This is a genomic window from Mesorhizobium sp. M7A.F.Ca.MR.148.00.0.0, assembly GCF_003997735.1.
In the GTDB taxonomy this organism is placed as follows: domain Bacteria; phylum Pseudomonadota; class Alphaproteobacteria; order Rhizobiales; family Rhizobiaceae; genus Mesorhizobium.
Genome location: NZ_RZTB01000036.1, coordinates 29,223 through 49,513, shown reverse-complemented (window position 1 = coordinate 49,513; position 20,291 = coordinate 29,223). Strand labels below are relative to the sequence as shown.

The following is a 20,291-nucleotide window of genomic DNA, read 5'->3' as shown; positions in this document are numbered from 1 at the left end:
TTCCAGGGAACGCCAACGTCTCACTCCGCTGGAACACCCCTCATCCGTCTCGACGCTGTCGCGCCGATCCACCTTCTCCCACAAGGGGAGAAGGGAGCGTCGGCGCTACCCCTGCGGCCTGAACCTTGCCACCAGCGTGTGGCTCTCGGCCGCGTAGGTAAAGCGCACATGGGTGACCGGATGTTCGGCGCTCCATGTCCGTCGCTCGACCACCAGGCACGGCGCGCCGGCTTCGATGTCGAGTGCGGCCGCTATATGTCTGTCGGCGGCGACAGCGCGAATCCGGTGCTCGGCTTCGCTCCACGGCACGCGGCCGATCAGCCATGGTCCTGGTGCGATGACCACGAATTCCTCGTCTGCTGCCTCGGGTACGGCGGTGAGGTTGATCAGCCGCTGTTCATGCGCGAACGGCCGCTCGCCGGCGAAATGCCCGCATTCCAGCGCCAGAACCGGTCCGGCCAAGCCCAATTCCAGCAGGGCGCGATCCTCGGCGCTGCTGCGCCTTTTGTGCCGAGCGACGCGCTCGTAGCGGTAAGGCAGGCCGAGCGCTTCGACCTCGATGCGGATATCGTGGATTTCCAGCACCGCCGCTTGCGACTGCGGCCGGCGCACAAAGCTGCCTGAGCGGCGGCGGCGTTCGATCAGCCCGGCCTTGGCAAGCTGTGACAGCGCCTTGTTCACCGTCATGCGCGAGCAATTGTATTGCACGCTCAGTTCGTGCTCGAACGGGATGCGATGGCCGGGCCCCCATGCGCCGGACGTGATCTTCTCGCTAATGTCGGTCAGGATGCGCTGGTGCAGCGAGCCGCCACCGTCCGCTACCACTGTGCCGGCCATGCTCATGCCGAAAGCGCCGTCATCACGCTGCGAAACCGCTCGGCGATAGCCTCTCGCTTCACATGCCTGCCGCCGCTGACCTGCTTGAGCCCATGCACCCAGACGCAGTCGACCTTGCCGCCATTGGCGAAGATCCAGGCGTCGAGGATAGCGTCGCCGCTCTTGCCGGCCAGCGAGGGATTTTTGGGATCGAGCGAGACGAAATCGGCCGAGGCGCCGGCGGCGATCGCGGAAGCACCGGCGCCGAGGGCGACGCTGCCGCCGTCCAGCGCGGCGTCGAACAGCGCCCGGCCGGTCGAGCCGCCCGCGACCGCCAGCACATTGCGGGCGCGGTGGGCGAGGCGCTGCGAATATTCGAGCTGGCGCAATTCGTCGGGCAGGCCGATGAGCACGTTCGAATCGGAGCCGACGCCATAGCGGCCGCCATGTTCCCTGAACAGCGGCGCGGCAAAAGTGCCGTCACCGAGATTGGCCTCGGTGATCGGGCAAAGACCGGCGATGGCGCCGCTCCTGGCCATGGCAACGGTTTCAGCATCGGTCATGTGCGTGGCGTGGATCAGGCACCAGCGCTTATCCACCTTGGCATTGGCGAGCAAAAACTCCACGGGCCTCGCGCCGGACCAGGCAAGACAGTCCTCGACCTCTTTCACTTGCTCGGCGATATGGATGTGAATCGGCCCCTCCGGCGCCAGCGCGGCGACTTCGGCTAGCTCCTGCGGCGTCGCGGCACGCAAACTGTGCGGAGCGACGCCGACGACAGCCTGATTCAACGCGCGAACCAATTCGCGGCATTTCTCAACAAGCCGCGAGAACCGATTCACATCGTTGATGAATCGCCGCTGGCCTTGGTTTGGCGCGGCACCGCCGAAAGACGAGTGCGCATAAAACACCGGCAACAGCGTCAGGCCGATGCCTGTTTCGCCGGCCGCCGCCGCGATGCGCTCGGCCATCTCGGCAAGATTGGCGTAGGGTTTTCCATCGCGGTCGTGATGCAGATAGTGAAACTCGCCGACGCGGGAAAACCCGGCCTCCAGCATTTCGACATAGAGCTGTGCTGCAACCGCCTCGACCTGATCGGGCGTCATCGACAGGGCAAAGCGGTACATCACCTCGCGCCAGCTCCAGAAACTGTCGGCGGAGGGGCCGCGAAGCTCGGCAAGGCCGGCCATGCCGCGCTGGAAGGCGTGGCTGTGCAAATTGGGCATGCCGGGCAACAGGATCGCGTGGCGTTCGTCGCCGGCTGCCGCTGCGGCGTCAGGCTGAACGGCTGTAATGCGTCCATCGGCCAGGGTGAGCCGCACATTATCGCGCCAGCCATCGGGAAGGAGCGCCTGTTCCGCAAAGATCGCTGCCACTTTTCTCTCCGGTCTGTGTCTCTCATGCGATGATGGCACTTGCAGTGCGTTTCAATATGTATATACATAATCGTCATCGATTGAAACGGAAAAGATGATGGCTGGACAGAACAAAAGCCGGGCAGGGGATCTTCGTCTGTGGCGCAATGCGCGGCTCGCGACCATGGCCGAAGGGTCGGCCGGACTAGGGGTTGTCGAACATGGCGCGGTCGCTGCGCGTGACGGCCGCATTGTCTATGCCGGCCCCGAGTCGGAGCTGCCCTCAACACTTGCCCAGGGCGCCGAGACGGTCGATTGCGAGGGCCGCTGGATCACGCCTGGCCTGATCGACTGCCACACCCATCTGGTCCATGCCGGCAACCGCGCCAACGAATTCGAGATGCGGCTGGCCGGCGACACTTATGAAGAGGTCGCCCGGGCCGGCGGCGGCATTGTTTCGTCGGTCAAATCCTTGCGCGCCGCCAGCGAAGACGAACTGGTCACTCAATCGCTGCCGCGCCTCGATGCGCTGATCGCCGAAGGCGTGACCACCGTCGAGATCAAGTCCGGCTATGGCCTCGACCTCGAAAACGAGAAGAAATCGCTGCGTGCCGCACGGCAGTTGGGCAACCAGCGGCCGGTGACAATCCGCACCACCTTCCTCGGCGCTCACGCGCTGCCGCCGGAAGCCAAGGGCGACAAGGACGCCTTTATCGATCTGGTCGCCAATGAGATTCTTCCAAAGATTGCCGCCGAGGGGCTGGCCGATGCGGTCGACGGGTTTTGCGAGGGCATCGCCTTTTCGCCGGAACAGATGGCGCGCGTCTTCGCTGCGGCAAAGGCGGCCGGCCTGCCGGTCAAGCTTCATGCCGACCAACTGTCCAATTTGCATGGCGCCGAACTCGCCGCCCGTTACGGTGCGCTGTCGGCCGACCATCTCGAATACACCGATGATGCGGGTGCAGCGGCGATGGCCAAGGCCGGAACCGTGGCGACGATCCTGCCCGGCGCCTACTATTTCATCCGCGAAACCAAGAAGCCGCCGATGGGGCTGTTTCGCCAGCACGGCGTCAAGATGGCTGTCGCCACCGACAACAATCCCGGCACTTCGCCGCTGACCTCACTGCTTCTGACCATGAACATGGCCGCGACCCTGTTTGGCCTGACCGTCGATGAATGCCTTGCCGGCGTCACCCGGGAGGCCGCCCGCGCGCTTGGTTTGCTGGGAGAAACCGGCACGCTTGAGGTCGGAAAATCCGCCGACCTGGCGATCTGGAACATCGAGCGCCCCGCCGAACTCGTCTACCGCATGGGCTTCAACCCGCTGCATGCCCGCATCTGGAGAGGACAATGATCGAACTGACCCTGAAGCCCGGCAATGCGACGCTGGCCGATTGGCGCGCCATCTATCGTGGCGCCGTGCCCAAGCTGGACGATGCCTGCCGGCCGAAAATCAAGGCGAGCGCCGAGGCTGTCGCCAGGATCGTTGCCAAGGGCGAGCCGGTCTATGGCATCAACACCGGCTTCGGCAAACTGGCCAGCGTCCGCATCCCGGCCGAGGATCTCGAGACCTTGCAGCGCAACATCGTCCTGTCGCACGCCGCCGGCGTCGGCGAGCCGATGCCGGTTGCTGTCTGCAGGCTGATGATGGCGCTGAAGCTCGCCAGCCTGGCGCAGGGCGCGTCGGGTGTGCGGCCGCAGACCATCGAGCTGCTCGAAGCGATGCTGGCCAACGACGTCATCCCGGTGGTGCCGGCGCAAGGTTCGGTCGGCGCCTCCGGCGACCTCGCCCCGCTGTCGCACATGACGGCGGTGATGATCGGCGTCGGCGAATGCTTCACCCCGCATGGCCGTTTCCCGGCCAATGTCGCCTTCGTCTCGCATGGATTGGAACCGGTGACGCTGGGCGCCAAGGAGGGCCTGGCGCTGCTCAACGGCACCCAGTTTTCGACCGCCTATGCGCTGGCCGCCTTGTTCGAGGCCGAAGTGCTCTACCAATCGGCGCTGGTCGCCGGTGCCCTGTCGACCGACGCGGCAAAAGGGTCCGACGCCCCCTTCGATCCGCGCATCCATGTGCTGAGAAAGCATCCAGGCCAGATCGAGACGGCCGACGCCCTGCGCAATCTGATGGCCGGCAGCGCCATCCGTGAATCGCATCGGGTTGGCGACGAACGTGTGCAGGATCCGTATTGCCTGCGCTGCCAGCCGCAGGTGATGGGCGCCGCACTCACCGTGCTGCGCCAGGCGGCCGACACGCTGGGCACCGAAGCCAATGGCGTCACCGACAATCCGCTGATCTTCGCCGAGGATGACACCGCGCTTTCCGGCGGCAATTTCCACGCCGAGCCGGTGGCCTTCGCCGCCGACATGATCGCGCTCGCCGTCTGCGAAATCGGTTCGCTGTCGGAACGCCGCATCGCCATGCTTGTCGATCCGGCGCTGTCCGGCATGCCAGCCTTCCTGACGCCGAAGCCCGGTCTGAACTCCGGCTTCATGATCCCGCAGGTGACGGCGGCGGCGCTCGTTTCGGAGAACAAGCAGAAAGCCTATCCGGCCAGCGTCGATTCGATCCCCACCTCGGCAAACCAGGAAGACCATGTTTCGATGGCCGCGCACGGTGCGCGCCGGCTGATCGGCATGGTCGAGAACGCCACCGCCGTGATCGGCATCGAATTGCTGGCCGCGGCCCAAGGCTGCGATTTCCATGCGCCGCTGGCCTCGAGCGACGCCCTGGAGGCAGTGCGCAAGCTGGTCCGGGCCGAAGTGCCGCATCTCGACAATGACCGCCATTTCCACCCCGATATGGAAAAAGCCATCGCCATGGTGCGCAGCGGTGCGGCCATCGAGGCCGCCGGCGGCGTGGCTCTGCCGTCGGTTTCCGGAGCGATGTGATGGCAAGCGCGCCCTGGCTGACGGTCACGCCCGGCACAGCGCCGTTGCTGGTGTCGATACCGCACACCGGCGTCGACCTCGCCGGCCTTGAGAATCGGCTGGTCTCGCCCTGGCTCGGCCGCCGCGACTGCGATTGGTGGATCGACAATCTCTATGACTTTGCTGCCGGCCTCGGGGCGACGGTGGTGCACACCGCGATCTCGCGCACCGTCATCGACGTCAACCGCGATCCCTCCGGCGCCTCGCTTTACCCCGGCCAGGCGACGACCGGCCTTTGCCCGACCGAGACTTTCGATGGCGATCCGCTCTATCGCGAGGGCGAAGAACCGGGGCCGTCGGAGATCGACGAGCGTCGCGAGAAATTCTTCGGGCCCTACCATGCCGCCTTGCAGGTCGAGATCGACCGGTTGCGTGGCCTGCACGAAAAGATCGTCCTCTATGACTGCCACTCGATCCGTTCAGTGCTGCCGCGCCTGTTTGAAGGCACGCTGCCGGTTTTCAACCTCGGCACCAATGACGACAGGAGCGCCGATCCGACGCTGCAGGCGATGGTCGGCCAGATCATGGCCGAAACCGGTGAAACCTTTGTCATCAACGGCCGCTTCAAGGGCGGCTGGATCACACGCCATTTCGGCCAGCCGCAACAAGGCGTGCATGCGCTGCAGATGGAACTCTCCAACCGCGGCTATATGCGCGAGCCAGATGGCAAGGGTACGCCGGACAATTGGCCGGTGCCCTATGACGCCGAGTTCGCCGCACCGATCCGCGCCACGCTGCGGAAAATCCTCGAGACCGCGACATCCTGGGCGCGCGTCTGACATCAGGTCCTTTATGGAGTGACGCCATGAACAATCCTCGCCACAACATCCGCGAAGTCCGCAGCCCGCGCGGCACCGAAATCAGCGCACGCTCCTGGCTGACGGAAGCGCCGCTGCGCATGCTGATGAACAATCTCGACCCGGATGTTGCTGAAAATCCCAACGAGCTGGTCGTCTATGGCGGCATCGGCCGGGCGGCGCGCACCTGGAACGACTTCGACCGCATCGTCGCCTCCTTGAGGACGCTGGCCGATGACGAGACTTTGCTGGTCCAGTCCGGCAAGCCGGTTGGCGTGTTCCGGACCCACCCGGACGCCCCGCGCGTGCTGATCGCCAACTCCAATTTGGTGCCGCACTGGGCGAATTGGGAAAAGTTCAACGAGCTCGATAAGAAGGGCCTGATGATGTACGGCCAGATGACGGCCGGCTCGTGGATCTACATCGGCACGCAAGGCATCGTGCAAGGCACCTACGAGACCTTCGTCGAGGCCGGCCGCCAGCACTATGGCGGCAATCTCAAGGGAAAATGGATACTGACCGGCGGTCTCGGCGGCATGGGTGGCGCCCAGCCGCTCGCCGCCGTCATGGCCGGCGCCTGCTGCCTGGCGATCGAATGCAACCCGGACTCGATCGATTTCCGCCTGCGCACCCGCTACGTCGACGAGCGCGCCGACACGCTCGACGAGGCGCTGGAAAAGATCGAACGCTGGACCAAGGCCGGCGAGGCGAAATCGGTCGGCCTGCTTGGCAATACGGCCGAGATCGTGCCGGAGATGTTCCGGCGTGGCATTCGCCCCGATATGGTCACCGACCAGACCTCGGCGCATGATCCCATCAACGGCTATCTGCCGAAGGGCTGGACGATGGCCGAGTGGCGCGAGAAGCGCGTCAGCGCCCCCAAGGCAGTCGAGAAGGCAGCCCGCGCCTCCATGCGCGAACATGTCGAGGCGATGGTGGCGTTCTGGAACGCCGGCGTGCCGACGCTCGACTACGGCAACAACATCCGCCAGGTGGCCAAGGAGGAGGGGTTCGAGAACGCCTTTGCCTTCCCCGGTTTCGTGCCGGCCTATATCCGTCCGCTGTTCTGCCGTGGCATCGGGCCGTTCCGCTGGGCGGCCCTTTCCGGTGATCCCGAGGATATATACAAGACCGACGCCAAGGTGCGCGAACTGACGCCCGGCAACACCCATCTGCACAACTGGCTCGACATGGCGCGTGAGCGCATCGCCTTTCAAGGGTTGCCGGCGCGCATCTGCTGGGTCGGCCTTGGCGACCGCCACAGGCTCGGCCTCGCCTTCAACGAAATGGTGGCCAAGGGCGAGTTGAAGGCGCCTGTCGTCATCGGCCGCGATCACCTCGATTCCGGCTCGGTCGCCTCGCCGAACCGCGAAACGGAATCCATGAAGGACGGCTCGGACGCTGTGTCCGATTGGCCGCTGCTCAACGCGTTGCTCAACACGGCGTCCGGCGCCACCTGGGTGTCGCTGCACCATGGCGGCGGCGTCGGCATGGGTTTCTCGCAGCACGCCGGCATGGTCATCGTCGCCGACGGTACGCCGGACGCCGCAAGGCGCCTGGAGCGGGTGTTGTGGAACGATCCGGCGACCGGTGTCATGCGCCATGCCGATGCCGGCTACGACGTCGCCATCGAATGCGCCAAGGAGCACCAGCTCAATTTGCCCGGCATTCTCGGCTGATTGGCTGAACCGATGCGCATCCTGCGGGCAGCCGAATACCGGTCGATGCCGTGGAAGAACGGCGGCGGCGTGACGACGGAGATCGCCGTTTCGCCCTCGGGTGCCGGTCTCGACGATTTCGACTGGCGCGTCTCGATGGCGCGTGTCGAATTGAGCGGTCCGTTCTCGCAATTCGCCGGCATCGATCGCACCCTTGCCGTGCTCGAAGGCGAGGGCATCGTCCTTGAGATTGCCAGCCACCCGCCGACATCCATAAACAGGACGACCGCCCTGTTTTCTTTCCCGGCCGACGTGCAGACCTCAGCCGCGCTGATCGGCGGACCGATCACCGATCTCAATGTCATGACCCGCCGAAGCCGGATGACACATTCGGTCGAACGCCTGGTGATTTCCGCCCCCGTGGAAATCCGGACTGAAGCCGGCACAACCCTCATCCTGTGCTTGGACGGCGACGTCAGCGTGCCCGCCGCTGAACCGGTTCGCCTCGGGCCGCTCGACACGCTGCTGTCCGGTCCGGTCAGCACCGGCCTGCTTGTCCAACCCGCCCATGAGGCAACGCTGTTCGTGATCCGGATCGGCGCCGTCGCCGGCAACGATTAACGCTTGTTTCCAAACATGATCGCGGCACCAGCGAAATATAGCGTAAGCTGCTGGCGGCATCACGAAAAAGCCTGAATCCTCTCCGCCGATCTGGCCTGGCGGGAAGTGGGGTGCTTGTCTTTTAGTTTTGCTGAGAGACGACGCCCTGTCGTGGTGCGGAAACAAACTTTCGGCAAGTGGGGTTTATGCAACCAATTGCATTTGAACCGGTTTTAGGGCCATTGCCGTGGCGGTGACGCCGCTCAGTGCCCGCTTACGGAATTTTCAATGAATATTCAGACGACTCCTGCCCAAATCGAGAAGACAAGCGCGAGCTTCCCGGCCATCACGGAAGAGCCGATTCGATCCAACTTTCTGCCCGAAGAGCGTCTTCGTGTGCTTGGCGAAAGCCTGGCAAAAGGCGACCTCACCGATCTATTCGGTCTGACGCCCTTTGATTTTCAGGCCCGTATCCGGGACAGCGCCAAGAAGATCCTGGAAGTCTACCGGTCGACCAATGCGGCGCAGGCGAGGGGCGAGACGATCACGCCGGCGGCACAATGGCTGCTCGACAACAATTACCTGGTCGAAGAGACCATTTTCCAGGTCAAGCGCGACCTGCCGCGCCGCTTCTATCGCCAGTTGCCGACCTTGAAACTGCCTGACGGCGGCAGCGTGCCGCGCGCGCTGGCGCTGGCCTGGACCTATGTGGCGCATTCGGACAGTTCCGTTTCGGCGACGATGTTCAAGTCCATCGTCCAGGGTTTCCAGTCGGTCGAGCCGCTGAAGATCGGCGAACTCTGGGCGCTGCCTTCGCTGTTGCGCTTCGTCCTGATCGAAAATCTCCGCCGGCTGGCCGTCAGGGTCAATCGCACCCGCCAGATGCGCCAGATCGCCAACGATGTGGCCGACAAGGTCCTGGCGACCGACGACAGCGCCGACCGGCAGTCGATCCTGTCCAATTTCAGCGCGCATGCGCAGGACACCACCTTCGCCACCCAACTGCTCTACCGCCTGCGTGACGGATCGCAGAATGCCGGCAAGGCCCTGGAATGGCTGGAAGGCGAGCTCGAAAAGACCGGCTCCGATGCCGAGGAAATCATCATTTCCGAACATCACACGCTGTCCAGCGGCAATGTGACGACGGGCAATATCATCCGCGGCCTGCGCCTCATCAACGACGTCGACTGGACGGTGTGGTTCGAAGGCGTCAGCCGCATCGACACCGTGCTGCGCGAGCGCACCGATTTCGCCGCGCTCGACTTCTTCTCGCGCGATCAGTACCGGACCGCGATCGAGGAATTGGCGCGCCGCTCGAACCTTTCGGAATATCGCGTTGCCGAGAAGGCCATCGAGTTGGCCGGCCACGCCGCCAGCGATGGTGACGGCGACGTCGTTTTAACCGGGTCCGCCCACACCGATGTCGGCTTCTTTCTCGTCGGCCCACGCCGGCTTGAGCTGGAGAAGGCGATCGGCTATCGGCCCACCATCAGCCAGACAGTCAAGCGTGCCTTCCGCAAGACCGGGTGGCTCGGCATCGTCGTACCGGTGTTTGCGCTGACGGCCCTGCTTCTCGTCCTCTCCGGCAACGCGCTTGCCAATCTCGGCCTGTCGGTGCCCTCGATCGTCCTGATGCTGGCGCTGTTTGCCGTGCCGGCCAGCGAGGGCGCGCTCGCCTTCTTCAACACGGTCGTATCGCTGTTCCTGAAACCGACGCGTCTTGTCGGTTATGATTACCGGCACGGCGTGCCGCCCGAGGCGCGCACGCTGGTGGTGGTGCCGTCGCTGATCGGCTCGCGCGACGATGTCGAGGAAAACATCCGCAATATCGAGGTGCATCATCTCGCCAACACGGCCGATGAAATCCATTTCGCGCTGCTGTCGGACTGGCCAGACTCGAAGACCGAGATCGATGCGGCGGACACCGAAATCCTCGAATTCGCCCGTACCGAAATCGCCCGTCTCAACGCCCGCTATCCCTCCGAAGGCGCGCCGCGTTTCTACATCCTGCACCGGCGCCGGCTGTTCAATGCGGCGCAAGGGGCCTGGATGGGCTGGGAGCGCAAGCGCGGCAAGCTGCACGAGCTCGATCTTCTGCTGCGCGGCGACAGCGACACCACGTTCCTGCCGCTCGACGTGCCGCTGCCGGAGAACGTCGTCCATGTGATGACGCTCGATGCCGACACGCGCACCACCCGTGACGCGGTCGCCACCCTCGTAGGCAAGCTCTGCCACCCGCTCAACCGGCCGCATTTCGATGCCAGCAAGCGCGTCGTCACCGCCGGCTATGCGATCCTTCAGCCGCGCATCACCGCGTCGCTGACATCAGGCGACGATGCGTCGTTCTTCCAGCGGGTGTTTTCAGCCAATCGCGGCCTCGATCCTTATGTCTTTGCCGTGTCCGATCTCTATCAGGACGTCTTCGGCGACGGGTCCTTCACCGGCAAGGGCCTCTATCACGTCGACGCCTTCGAGGCCGCCCTGCAGGGCCGCATCGAGGAAAACACCATCCTCAGCCATGATCTGCTGGAAGGCGCGCTGGCGCGCGCGGCGCTGGTCACCGACGTCGAACTGGTTGAGGACTATCCGACCCGCTACTCGGTCGACGCCTCGCGCCACCATCGCTGGGCGCGCGGCGACTGGCAGTTGCTTGGCTTCATGCTCGATCCGCGCTCCGGCGTGCCGGCGCTGTCGCGCTGGAAGATGATCGACAATCTGCGCCGCTCGCTAACGCCGATCTTCTGGGTGATGGCGGCGATCGCCGGCTGGACGCTGCTGCCCTTCACGCAGGCCGCGCAATGGCAGGCCCTGCTGATCCTCAGCCTGTTCATGGCGCCGACATTCGATATCGTCAACGCCATCCTGCCCAAGAGCGGCGACCAGACGCCACGCGGCCATTTCTCGGCTCTGGCGCGCGACGTCGCCTTCGGTACCGCCATGGTGGCGCTGAAGATCGTGCTGATGGCGCACAATGCCTGGATGATGGGCGATGCCATCGTGCGTACGCTTTACCGGCTGTTCGTCAGCCGCCAGAACCTTTTGGAATGGCGCACCGCCTCGCAGGCGCACAAGGCGGGCGACAACGATGTCGGATCGTATTACGGCATGATGTATGGCGCCGTGATCATTGGCTTCGTCGGCCTTGCCATTCCGGTGTTGGCCGATTCGACCGGCGCCTTCGTGGCTTTCTTCTTCGCCCTGTTCTGGATTGGCTCGCCGGCCATCGCCAGCTGGATCAGCCGTTCGGCCGAAACCGAGGATCGGCTGCGCATATCGCAGGCCGACATCCATACGTTGCGCACGGTGGCGCGGCGCACATGGCACTATTTCGAAAGCTTCGTAACGGCAGAGCATCACCATCTGCCGCCGGACAATTTCCAGGAAAGCCCGGCGCCGGTGGTGGCGCCGCGCACCTCACCGACCAACATCGGCGTCTACCTGCTGTCCGTCGTTTCCGCCCGCGACTTCGGCTGGATCAGCCTGTCCGACGCCATCACCCGCATCGACGCCACCATGGCGACGATCGAGGGCATGCCGCGTGAGCGCGGTCACCTCTTCAACTGGTACGACACGACGACACTGAAGCCGCTCTATCCGCTTTACATCTCGGCTGTCGACAGCGGCAATCTCGCTGGCCATCTGGTGGCGGTGGCGGCGGCCTGCGCCGAATGGGCCGAAGCACCTTCCGTCCATCTCCAGGGCGATTTCGAAGGCATTCTCGACACGGTCACCATCCTCGGCGAAAGCCTCGATGATCTGCCCGACGACCGCCGTCAGTTGCGCCCGCTGCGCCAGCGTCTCGCCGACCGCCTCGACGGCATGCGGCGCGCTGTCGACACGATCAAGGCACAGCCCGAAATGGCGTCGATCCGCACCATCAACCTGGCTGTGCTGGCCGGCGAGATCCGCAAATTGGCCACCGCCATCCATACCGAGGCGGTGTCGCCCCAGAGCGACGTCATCGTCGACTGGGCGGCAAGGCTGGAAGCCACCTGCGAAGCGCACGTCCATGACGCGCACAGCGACGACAATGCCGTCGAGGCGCTGCGTGCCAAGCTGCTCACCTTGCGCGGGCGCACGCGCCGTTACGCCTTCGAGATGGATTTCTCCTTCCTGATGCGGCCGGAGCGCAAGCTGTTGTCGATCGGCTACCGGGTCGAGGAACACCAGCTCGACGAGAGCTGCTACGACCTTCTGGCTTCCGAAGCCCGGCTGACCAGCCTGTTCGCCATCGCCAAGGGCGACCTGCCGACCGAGCACTGGTTCCGGCTTGGCCGGCCGATCGTCGAAATCGGTTTCCAGGGCGCCCTGATGTCCTGGTCCGGCTCGATGTTCGAATATCTGATGCCGCCGCTGGTGATGAAGGAGCCGCAGGGCTCGATCCTCAACCAGACCAGCAAGCTGATCATCAAGCGCCAGATCCAGTATGGCCGCCAGAAGAACGTGCCGTGGGGCATTTCGGAGGCCGCCTACAATGCGCGCGACCGAGAACTGACCTACCAATATACAAATTTCGGCGTTCCAGGCCTCGGGCTGAAGCGCGGCCTTGGCCAGAACACGGTGATCGCGCCTTACGCCACCATACTGGCGGCCCAGTTCAATCCGCGTGAAGCCGTGCTGAATCTCGCGCGATTGCGGGAGATCGGGGCGCTCGGCCGCCACGGCTACTACGATGCCGTCGACTTCACGCCGCAGCGCGTGCCGGAAGGCACGGATCATGTCGTCGTCCAGAACTACATGGCCCACCATTCGGGCATGTCGATCGCGGCGGTTGCCGACGCCATTTTCGAAGGTCGCATGCGCGACCGCTTCCACAGCGATCCGGTCATCGAATCGGCCGAACTCTTGCTGCAGGAGAGGGCGCCGCGCGACATCCCGACCGCCACCGTCAGGACCGAGGCCGACGAACGCTCCAAGGACGAGACCGAAGTCGACAGCCCCGACACCCGCATCGTGCTCAATCCGTTGCAGTCGCTGCGGTCGACCAACGTCATGTCGAACGGCCGCTATTCGGTGATGGTCACCGCGACCGGCTCGGGCTACAGCCGCTGGGGCGATCTCTCCGTCACGCGCTGGCAGCCGGATCCGACCGAGGACCGGCTCGGCTCCTATATCTTCCTGCGTGACGCCGGTTCCGGCGACTGGTGGTCGGCTACGGCCGAGCCGAAGCGCGCCGCCGAGGAAAAGGCGCAGACCTTGTTCTCCGACGACAAGGCGAGCTTCGTCAAATCCGTGGGCACGTTGCGCTCCGAGGTCGAATGCATTGTCATCTCGGAAGGCAATGGCGAGGGCCGTCGGGTCACGCTCTACAATGACGGTCCGTCCGACCGTCACATCGAAGTGACCTCCTTTGCCGAACTGGTGCTCGGCCTGGAGGCGTCCGACAACGCGCATCCGGCCTTCTCGAAGATGTTCGTGGAAACCGAAATCTCTGCCAACAACGCGGCGATCTTCGCCACGCGGCGCAAGCGCGAGACCAGTGAGCCCGATATCGCCATGGTGCATTTCGTCACCGATCCGTCCGGATCGGCGCGCGATGCCGAGGCCGAGACCGACAGGCGCGCCTTCATCGGCCGTGGCCGTACCATCGTCGATGCGGCCGCTTTCGACCCGGGCGCCAGGCTGGGCGGCCATTCAGGCTTTACGCTCGATCCCGTCGCCTCGCTGCGCCGCCAGGTGCGCGTGCCGGCCAACAAGAAGATATCGCTGACCTTCTGGACAGTCGTCGGCGCCGGCCGTGCCGAACTGGACGAAGCCATCGCCCGCCTCGACCATCCGGAGAGCTTTGCCCGCCAGGCCATGCTTGCCTGGACGCGCAGCCAGGTGCAGACCCGCCATATGGGCCTTAGCCTGACCGATGCCGCCAATGTGCAGAAGCTGGCGCGCTATCTGATCTATCCGGATCCGTTCCTGCGTCTTCCCGCTGAATCTATCGCCTCGGGGCTGGGCAAGCAGTCGAGCCTTTGGCCGACAAGCATTTCCGGCGATTTCCCGATCTTCCTGGTCAGGATCGGCGATGTCGCCGATCTCGAAATCGTTGCCCAGGCGCTGCGTTTCCAGGAATATATGCGCACCCGCGGCATGATGATCGACTTCGTCGTCGTCAACGAGCAGGCGTCCTCCTATGTCCAGGACCTGCAGCGGGCGGTCGAGACGCTGTGCGAAAACAGCCGCCTGCGCGGCAAGGAGCTCGGACCTCGCCAGCACATATTCGCGGTGCGCCGCGATCTCATGGACGAAACCACCTACAAGACGCTGCTCGCTGTCGCCCGGGTGGTCCTGCACACGCGCAACGGCACCATCTTCGACCAGATCGAGCGCGCCGAGGCCGCGGCTCTGCAGGCGCGCGACGCTCTGGCAGCATTGCCAATTCCGCGTGAATTGCCGTCGCCGACACCCACGACGCATACTCCTGCCTCGCAGGCAGTGGCCAATGTCAGCGCCGATGGAAGCGGTCTCAGCCAGTGGAACGGCTTTGGCGGTTTCGACGGCGACGGGCGGCACTATGTCGTGCGCCTGGCCGGCCGGCGCACGACGCCGCAGCCGTGGATCAACGTCGTCTCCAACGCCTCGTTCGGCTTCCATACCTCCGCCGAGGGCGCTGCCTTCACCTGGAGCCGAAACAGCCGCGACTACCAGTTGACGCCGTGGTCGAATGATCCGGTCTCGAACCGGCCGGGCGAGGGCCTCTATATCTACGATCAGGCCAGCGGCAAGGCATTCTCGCCGCTCGCCGCCATGGTGCGCGATCCCTCGATGACCTACGAGGCCTGGCATGGCCAGGGGTTCTCGACCTTCCGCTCGAGGCGCGGACCATTGTCGATGGATCTCACCCATGTCGTCGATCCGGTCGATCCGCTGAAGATCTCGCGGCTGCGCATCCAGAATTCCGGCTCGGTGCCGGCGCGGCTGCGTGTCTATGCCTATGCCGAATGGGTGCTCGGCGGGCACCGGTCGCGCACGGCGGCAACCATCGTCCCGTCGCGGGATGCCGCCAGCGGGGCGCTGCTGGCACAAAACCCCTACGGGCTGGATTTCGGCGAGCGCGTTGCATTCCTCGCGGCTGACGGCGGCGTTCATTCGGTGACGACAGACCGGACGGAGTTCCTGGGCCGGCATGGCTCCAGCGAGCTGCCGCAGGCGGTGCTGAGTGGTGCAGCGCTGTCTGGCCGTGTCGAGGCCGGCGACGATCCATGCGCGGCGATTGCCCGCGACGTCGAGATTCCGGCTGGCGGCGACGTGACGCTGCTCTGGCTGCTCGGCGACGCCGACTCCGCCGAGGAGGCGAGCGCGCTGGTGCAGGAGCATAAGGTCAAGGACTTCGACCAGCGGCTGGCCGACAATGAGCGCGAATGGCGCGGCTTCCTCGACACCATCCAGGTCGAGACGCCTGACAAGGCGCTCGACGCCATGGTCAATCACTGGCTGCCCTATCAGAGCCTGGCCTGCCGCATCCGTGCCCGCTCCGCCTTCTATCAGGCCAGCGGTGCCTTCGGATTCCGCGACCAGTTGCAGGATACGCTGGCGCTGCTGGCGCATGACCCGCAACTGGCGCGCGACCAGATACTCAATGCGGCACGGCGGCAGTTCCCCGAAGGCGACGTGCAGCACTGGTGGCTGCCGCGCACGGGTGCTGGCGTACGCACGCTGATCTCCGATGACGTGGTCTGGCTTGCCCACGCCACGGCGCGCTATTTGCTGGTCACCGGCGATGCCACCATCCTCAAGGAGCAATTGGCGTTCATCGATGGACAGCCGCTGGGCGATGGCGAACACGATGCCTTCTTCACCCCGGAAATCTCGAAGAAGACGGCGTCGCTCTACGACCATTGCGCGCGTGCGCTCGATCTCGCCATCAAGCGCAGCAGCCCCGCGGGCCTGCCGCTGATCCTCGGCGGCGACTGGAACGACGGCATGAACCGCGTCGGCGAGCACGGCAAGGGCGAGAGCGTCTGGCTCGGCTGGTTCCTGCTGAAGACGCTTGGTGATTTCGCCCCCGTCGCCAAGGCCGAGGGCGACGCCAAGCGAGCACAGGCCTGGGCAAAGCATGCCGATGTTCTGAAGCGGGCGCTTGAGAGCACCGCATGGGACGGCGCATGGTACCGGCGCGGCAGTTTCGACGACGGCACCCCTTTGGGGTCCCGCAACTCGCAGGAGTGCAAGATCGACTCGATCGCCCAGTCCTGGAGCGTGCTTTCGGGAGAGGGCGATCCGGCACGGTCGACCACCGCGATGGAGCAGGCAACGAAGCTGCTTGTGGACGACAAGCTGAAGATCGTCAAACTGTTCACGCCGCCCTTCTCGAAGACGGAGAAGGACCCGGGTTACATCAAGAGCTATCCGCCCGGTGTGCGCGAGAATGGCGGCCAGTACACCCATGCCGCCACATGGTTCGTCATCGCGCTTGCCGAGATGGGGCAGGTCGACGAGGCCTATCGCTGTTTCTCGATGCTGAACCCCGTCAACCATGCGACCGACGAGGCCACGGCCGAGCACTATCGTGTCGAGCCCTATGTCGTGGCGGCCGATATCTATGCCGGGGACGACACTGCCGGCAACGGCAAGGGCGGCCGTGGCGGCTGGACCTGGTACACCGGCTCTGCCGGCTGGCTCTACAGGGCTGCTGTCGAAGGCATCCTGGGCATCGAGCGGCGCGGCAAGCGTGTCCAGTTCAAGCCGAAGCTGCCGAGCCACTGGGACGGCTACTCGGCAAATCTCAAAATGCTGGGGGCGGAACTCAAGGTTCGCGTCATCCGCGACAATAGGGCCAAGGCGGTGTCGCTGGAGGTGAATGGGACAAAGGCCAAGGGTTCGGCAGTCGAACTGAAGGACGGCGAAGTTGCCGAGGTGGTCATCCGGATCCCGGCTTGATGCATGTTGCTCAAAAACTATGCGCTCGGGCCTGGGATCCGGGGCGCGACTTTTGCCGCCACGGCGGGATGAGAGGCACCGTCCCGCCTGGCGTTGCCGCCTGCCGATTGAAGGACATGCCACCGAGGAGTGCATGAAATCAAAGGCTTAGGGCGTCCGATAGGGGGCGCCACGAGCAGTGAGAGTTGGCCCTTCCTTCGCCTGGAGGGGCGTCATGCAGCTTTGTTTCGTTCTATACTTCATTGAAGGCGATTTCGGCTTAGTCATCCGTCCGACATTGTTGCTGACTAAAATTGTGGCAGCACGTGCCAACTGCCATGATTTCGCCGCATGCCTGACATTTTACCTGTCTTCTCAAACCGTTAGGTGATCACGGCAGATTTCGGAACGTCGCCATCTTTTGTTCGCTCTAAGGGAACTGAAGGGGTACACGGCCATTGTTTTGCGACGTATCAACCGGTACGAATAAAAATGATGCAGTGCACAATAAACAGCGTGGCGGAGTAACTGGGGTGACCCTTCTGCAAATCTACTGGCGAGCTCTCGGTTATCTGGCCGCGGACAGGAAACGCGTTGCGTTGATCTGTTCGGCCAACGTGGCTCTCGCTATCGTAGCGCTTCTCGAGCCGATTATGTTCGGTCGCGTCATCGGCGCCATCTCCGAGCGTGGCTCTGTCTTCACTACGCTGGTCATGTGGGCCGGTCTCGGCGCCTTCAACATCGTTGCTTTCGTCATGGTGGCGCGCGGCGCTGACCGTTTTGCCCATGCTCGGCGCAGCGAAGTGCTTTGCGAGTCCTTCGAGCGCGTGATCACCATGCCGCTCGCCTGGCACCATCAGCACGGCACCTCCAATGCTCTCCACACGATGCTGCGCGCCGTCGAAACCCTGTTCAGCCTTTGGCTCGAATTCATGCGCCAGCATCTGTCCACGGCTGTCGCCCTCGTACTGCTGGTCCCGACCGCGATCAGCATGGACCTGCGCATGTCGCTGGTCCTGCTTGGCCTCGGACTGCTCTATGTCGGCATCGGCCGGATGGTCATGCGCCGCACCAAGGCGGGCCAGGCCGCGGTCGAGCGCCACTACCACAAGGTGTTCGCGCATGTGACCGACTCGGTCAGCAACGTTGCGGTGCTGCAGAGCTACAATCGCCGCGGCCACGAGGCCGATACGCTGCGCCGCTACGCCAAGAACCTGCTCGACGCGCAGAACCCTGTCCTCGACTGGTGGGCGCTGGCCAATGCCTTACACCGTCTGTCATCGGCCATCTCGATGCTGATCGTGTTGTCGATCGGCTCCTATCTCGTCACTCGTGGTCAGTTGGGTGTCGGCGACGTCATTGCCTTCACCGGTTTTGCCACGATGCTGATCGCACGCCTCGACCAGATGTCGGCTTTCGCCAACCAGATTTCCGAGGCCCGTGCCAAGCTCGAGGATTTCTACCATCTCGAGGACTCCGCGGCTGATGCCGCTGAGCCGGACGGCCTGCGCGATCTTGCCAACGTCACCGGCCATGTCCGCTTCGAGAATGTCGGCTTCGAATTCGCCAATTCCGGCCAAGGCATCGACGACGTGTCCTTCGAGGTGCAGGCGGGCCAGACCGTCGCCATCGTGGGCCCGACGGGCGCCGGCAAGACCACGCTCATCAACCTGCTGCAGCGTGTCTTCTCGCCGTCTCATGGCCGTATCCTGATCGACGGTATCGACACCCGCACCGTGACCCGCAAGTCGGTGCGCCATTCGATTGCCACCGTGTTCCAGGATGCCGGGCTGCTCAACCGCTCGATCGAGGACAACATCCGTGTTGGCCGCGCCGATGCAAGCAATGACGAGATCCATGCCGCCGCCAATGCGGCTGCCGCACAGGACTTCATCCTGTCCAAGAGCAATGGCTACGACACGGTGGTTGGCGAACGTGGCGGTCAGCTCTCGGGCGGCGAGCGTCAGCGCATCGCCATTGCCCGCGCCGTGCTGAAGGACGCACCGATCCTGGTGCTCGACGAGGCGACCAGCGCGCTCGACGTCGAGACCGAGGACCGCGTCAAGGAAGCGATCGACGAGCTGCGCCGCGACCGCACGACCTTCATCATCGCCCACCGCCTGACCACCGTTCGCGACGCCGATCTGGTCGTGTTCATGGACAAGGGCAGGGTGGTCGAGATGGGCGGCTTCACCGAGCTGTCGCTGCGCAATGGCCGCTTCGCCAGCCTGCTGCGCGCCGGCGGCCTGCTCAACGACGAGGAGGTTCGCCGCCTCAGCCGCACCGTACAGCAACAGCAGGAAGCAGCCGCCTGAGCTTCTTTCTCCGACCTCCTCTTGTGGCAGGTCGGACCATAGGTCCGGGTGAGAGTACAGGCACGGCCGCCCCAATTGCGTCTGCGACACCACCGCTCGATTGCCCCGAACGCCGCGGCGGTTTATGTAGAACCGCATGAGCGATACGACTTCACGCCTGACCGGCTGGATGGACCTCGCCAACCCGACGCGCTTCGTCGGGCTGGCGGACAAGGTCGTGCCATGGCTGGCCACGATCGCCACACTCATCCTCGCCGTGGGGCTCTATATGAGCTTCGCCGCGCCTGAGGATTTCCAGCAGGGCATCACCGTCCGCATCATGTATATCCACGTGCCTTTCGCCTGGCTCGCCATGATGTGCTACACGCTGATGGCGGTCTCGGCGCTCGGCACGCTCGTCTGGCGGCATCCGTTGGCCGATGTCGCGCTGAAATCAGCCGCACCCATCGGCGCCGTCTTCACCGCGCTGGCGCTGATCACCGGTTCGATCTGGGGCAAGCCGATGTGGGGCACCTGGTGGGTCTGGGATGCTCGGCTGACCTCGGTGTTCGTGCTGCTCCTGATGTATCTCGGCATCATCGCGCTGACCCGCGCGCTCGACGATGCCAGCCGCGCCGCCTGGGCCGCGGCCATCATCACGCTGGTAGGCTTCATCAACGTCCCGATCATCAAGTTCTCGGTCGACTGGTGGAACACGCTGCATCAGCCGGCCTCGGTGTTCCGCATGGGCGGCTCCACCATCGACCCCAGCCTGCTATGGCCGCTGCTGGTGATGGCGCTCGGCTTTACCGTGCTGTTCTTCGCGCTGCACCTGATGGCGATGCGCACCGAAATCCGCCGCCGCCGGGTGATTGCCATGAGGCGGGTCGCGGCTCGGCAGGCCGAGCGCTCTCCCCCTTCTCCCCTTGTGGGAGAAGGTGTCGCCGAAGGCCGAGGATGAGGGGTGTTCCCGGGAACGCCAACGTCTCA

The 20,291-nt window shown here is 64.4% G+C and carries 10 protein-coding genes; 8 read left to right on the top strand and 2 right to left on the bottom strand.

Annotated features, from left to right (window positions below; all coding sequences use genetic code 11):
• Nucleotides 1–105: 105 nt before the first annotated feature.
• Both hutC and EOB49_RS16090 read right to left on the bottom strand, forming a co-directional pair.
• Nucleotides 106–837: a histidine utilization repressor gene (hutC, locus tag EOB49_RS16095; protein WP_164781700.1), complete on the bottom strand. Its 732-nt coding sequence runs from the start codon at nt 835–837 to the stop codon at nt 106–108.
• Between the two features lie 2 nt (nt 838–839).
• On the bottom strand, nt 840–2,192 hold the full coding sequence (locus tag EOB49_RS16090; RefSeq protein WP_127381530.1) for a formimidoylglutamate deiminase: 1,353 nt from the start codon (nt 2,190–2,192) through the stop codon (nt 840–842).
• 97 nt (nt 2,193–2,289) lie between these two features.
• On the opposite strand from EOB49_RS16090, the gene hutI reads away from it, so the two are divergent.
• The 8 genes from hutI (at nt 2,290) to EOB49_RS16050 (ending at nt 20,262) form a co-directional block, all read left to right on the top strand.
• Nucleotides 2,290–3,525, top strand: a complete 1,236-nt coding sequence (hutI, locus tag EOB49_RS16085) for an imidazolonepropionase (protein WP_127381529.1) — start codon at nt 2,290–2,292, stop codon at nt 3,523–3,525.
• Nucleotides 3,522–5,063, top strand: a complete 1,542-nt coding sequence (hutH, locus tag EOB49_RS16080) for a histidine ammonia-lyase (protein WP_127381528.1) — start codon at nt 3,522–3,524, stop codon at nt 5,061–5,063. Before hutI ends, hutH begins: the two co-directional genes overlap by 4 nt.
• Complete coding sequence (gene hutG / locus EOB49_RS16075; protein ID WP_127381527.1) at nt 5,063–5,881, top strand: N-formylglutamate deformylase; 819 nt, start codon at nt 5,063–5,065, stop codon at nt 5,879–5,881. The genes hutH and hutG overlap by 1 nt, the downstream gene beginning before the upstream one ends.
• Before the next feature lie 26 nt (nt 5,882–5,907).
• Nucleotides 5,908–7,578 carry a urocanate hydratase gene (gene hutU / locus EOB49_RS16070; protein ID WP_127381526.1) on the top strand — a complete coding sequence of 557 codons (1,671 nt, stop codon included), beginning with the start codon at nt 5,908–5,910 and terminating at the stop codon, nt 7,576–7,578.
• A gap of 12 nt (nt 7,579–7,590) precedes the next feature.
• Nucleotides 7,591–8,178: a HutD family protein gene (locus EOB49_RS16065; RefSeq protein WP_127381525.1), complete on the top strand. Its 588-nt coding sequence runs from the start codon at nt 7,591–7,593 to the stop codon at nt 8,176–8,178.
• Nucleotides 8,179–8,445: 267 nt separating this feature from the next.
• Nucleotides 8,446–17,028 (top strand): glucoamylase family protein, encoded by an 8,583-nt coding sequence (locus tag EOB49_RS16060; RefSeq protein WP_127381524.1) that lies wholly within the window; start codon nt 8,446–8,448, stop codon nt 17,026–17,028.
• A gap of 512 nt (nt 17,029–17,540) precedes the next feature.
• Nucleotides 17,541–19,322: a glucan ABC transporter ATP-binding protein/ permease gene (locus EOB49_RS16055; protein ID WP_127381523.1), complete on the top strand. Its 1,782-nt coding sequence runs from the start codon at nt 17,541–17,543 to the stop codon at nt 19,320–19,322.
• Nucleotides 19,323–19,458: 136 nt separating this feature from the next.
• Nucleotides 19,459–20,262 carry a heme ABC transporter permease gene (locus EOB49_RS16050; RefSeq protein WP_127381522.1) on the top strand — a complete coding sequence of 268 codons (804 nt, stop codon included), beginning with the start codon at nt 19,459–19,461 and terminating at the stop codon, nt 20,260–20,262.
• The last annotated feature ends 29 nt before the right edge of the window (nt 20,263–20,291 follow it).

Coding starts and splice junctions, on each gene's coding strand:
- hutC (WP_164781700.1), bottom strand. CDS start 837: ATGGCCGGCACAGTGGTAGCGGACGGTGGCGGCTCGCTGCACCAGCGC.
- hutI (WP_127381529.1), top strand. CDS start 2,290: ATGGCTGGACAGAACAAAAGCCGGGCAGGGGATCTTCGTCTGTGGCGC.
- hutH (WP_127381528.1), top strand. CDS start 3,522: ATGATCGAACTGACCCTGAAGCCCGGCAATGCGACGCTGGCCGATTGG.
- hutG (WP_127381527.1), top strand. CDS start 5,063: ATGGCAAGCGCGCCCTGGCTGACGGTCACGCCCGGCACAGCGCCGTTG.
- hutU (WP_127381526.1), top strand. CDS start 5,908: ATGAACAATCCTCGCCACAACATCCGCGAAGTCCGCAGCCCGCGCGGC.
- EOB49_RS16065 (WP_127381525.1), top strand. CDS start 7,591: ATGCGCATCCTGCGGGCAGCCGAATACCGGTCGATGCCGTGGAAGAAC.
- EOB49_RS16060 (WP_127381524.1), top strand. CDS start 8,446: ATGAATATTCAGACGACTCCTGCCCAAATCGAGAAGACAAGCGCGAGC.
- EOB49_RS16050 (WP_127381522.1), top strand. CDS start 19,459: ATGAGCGATACGACTTCACGCCTGACCGGCTGGATGGACCTCGCCAAC.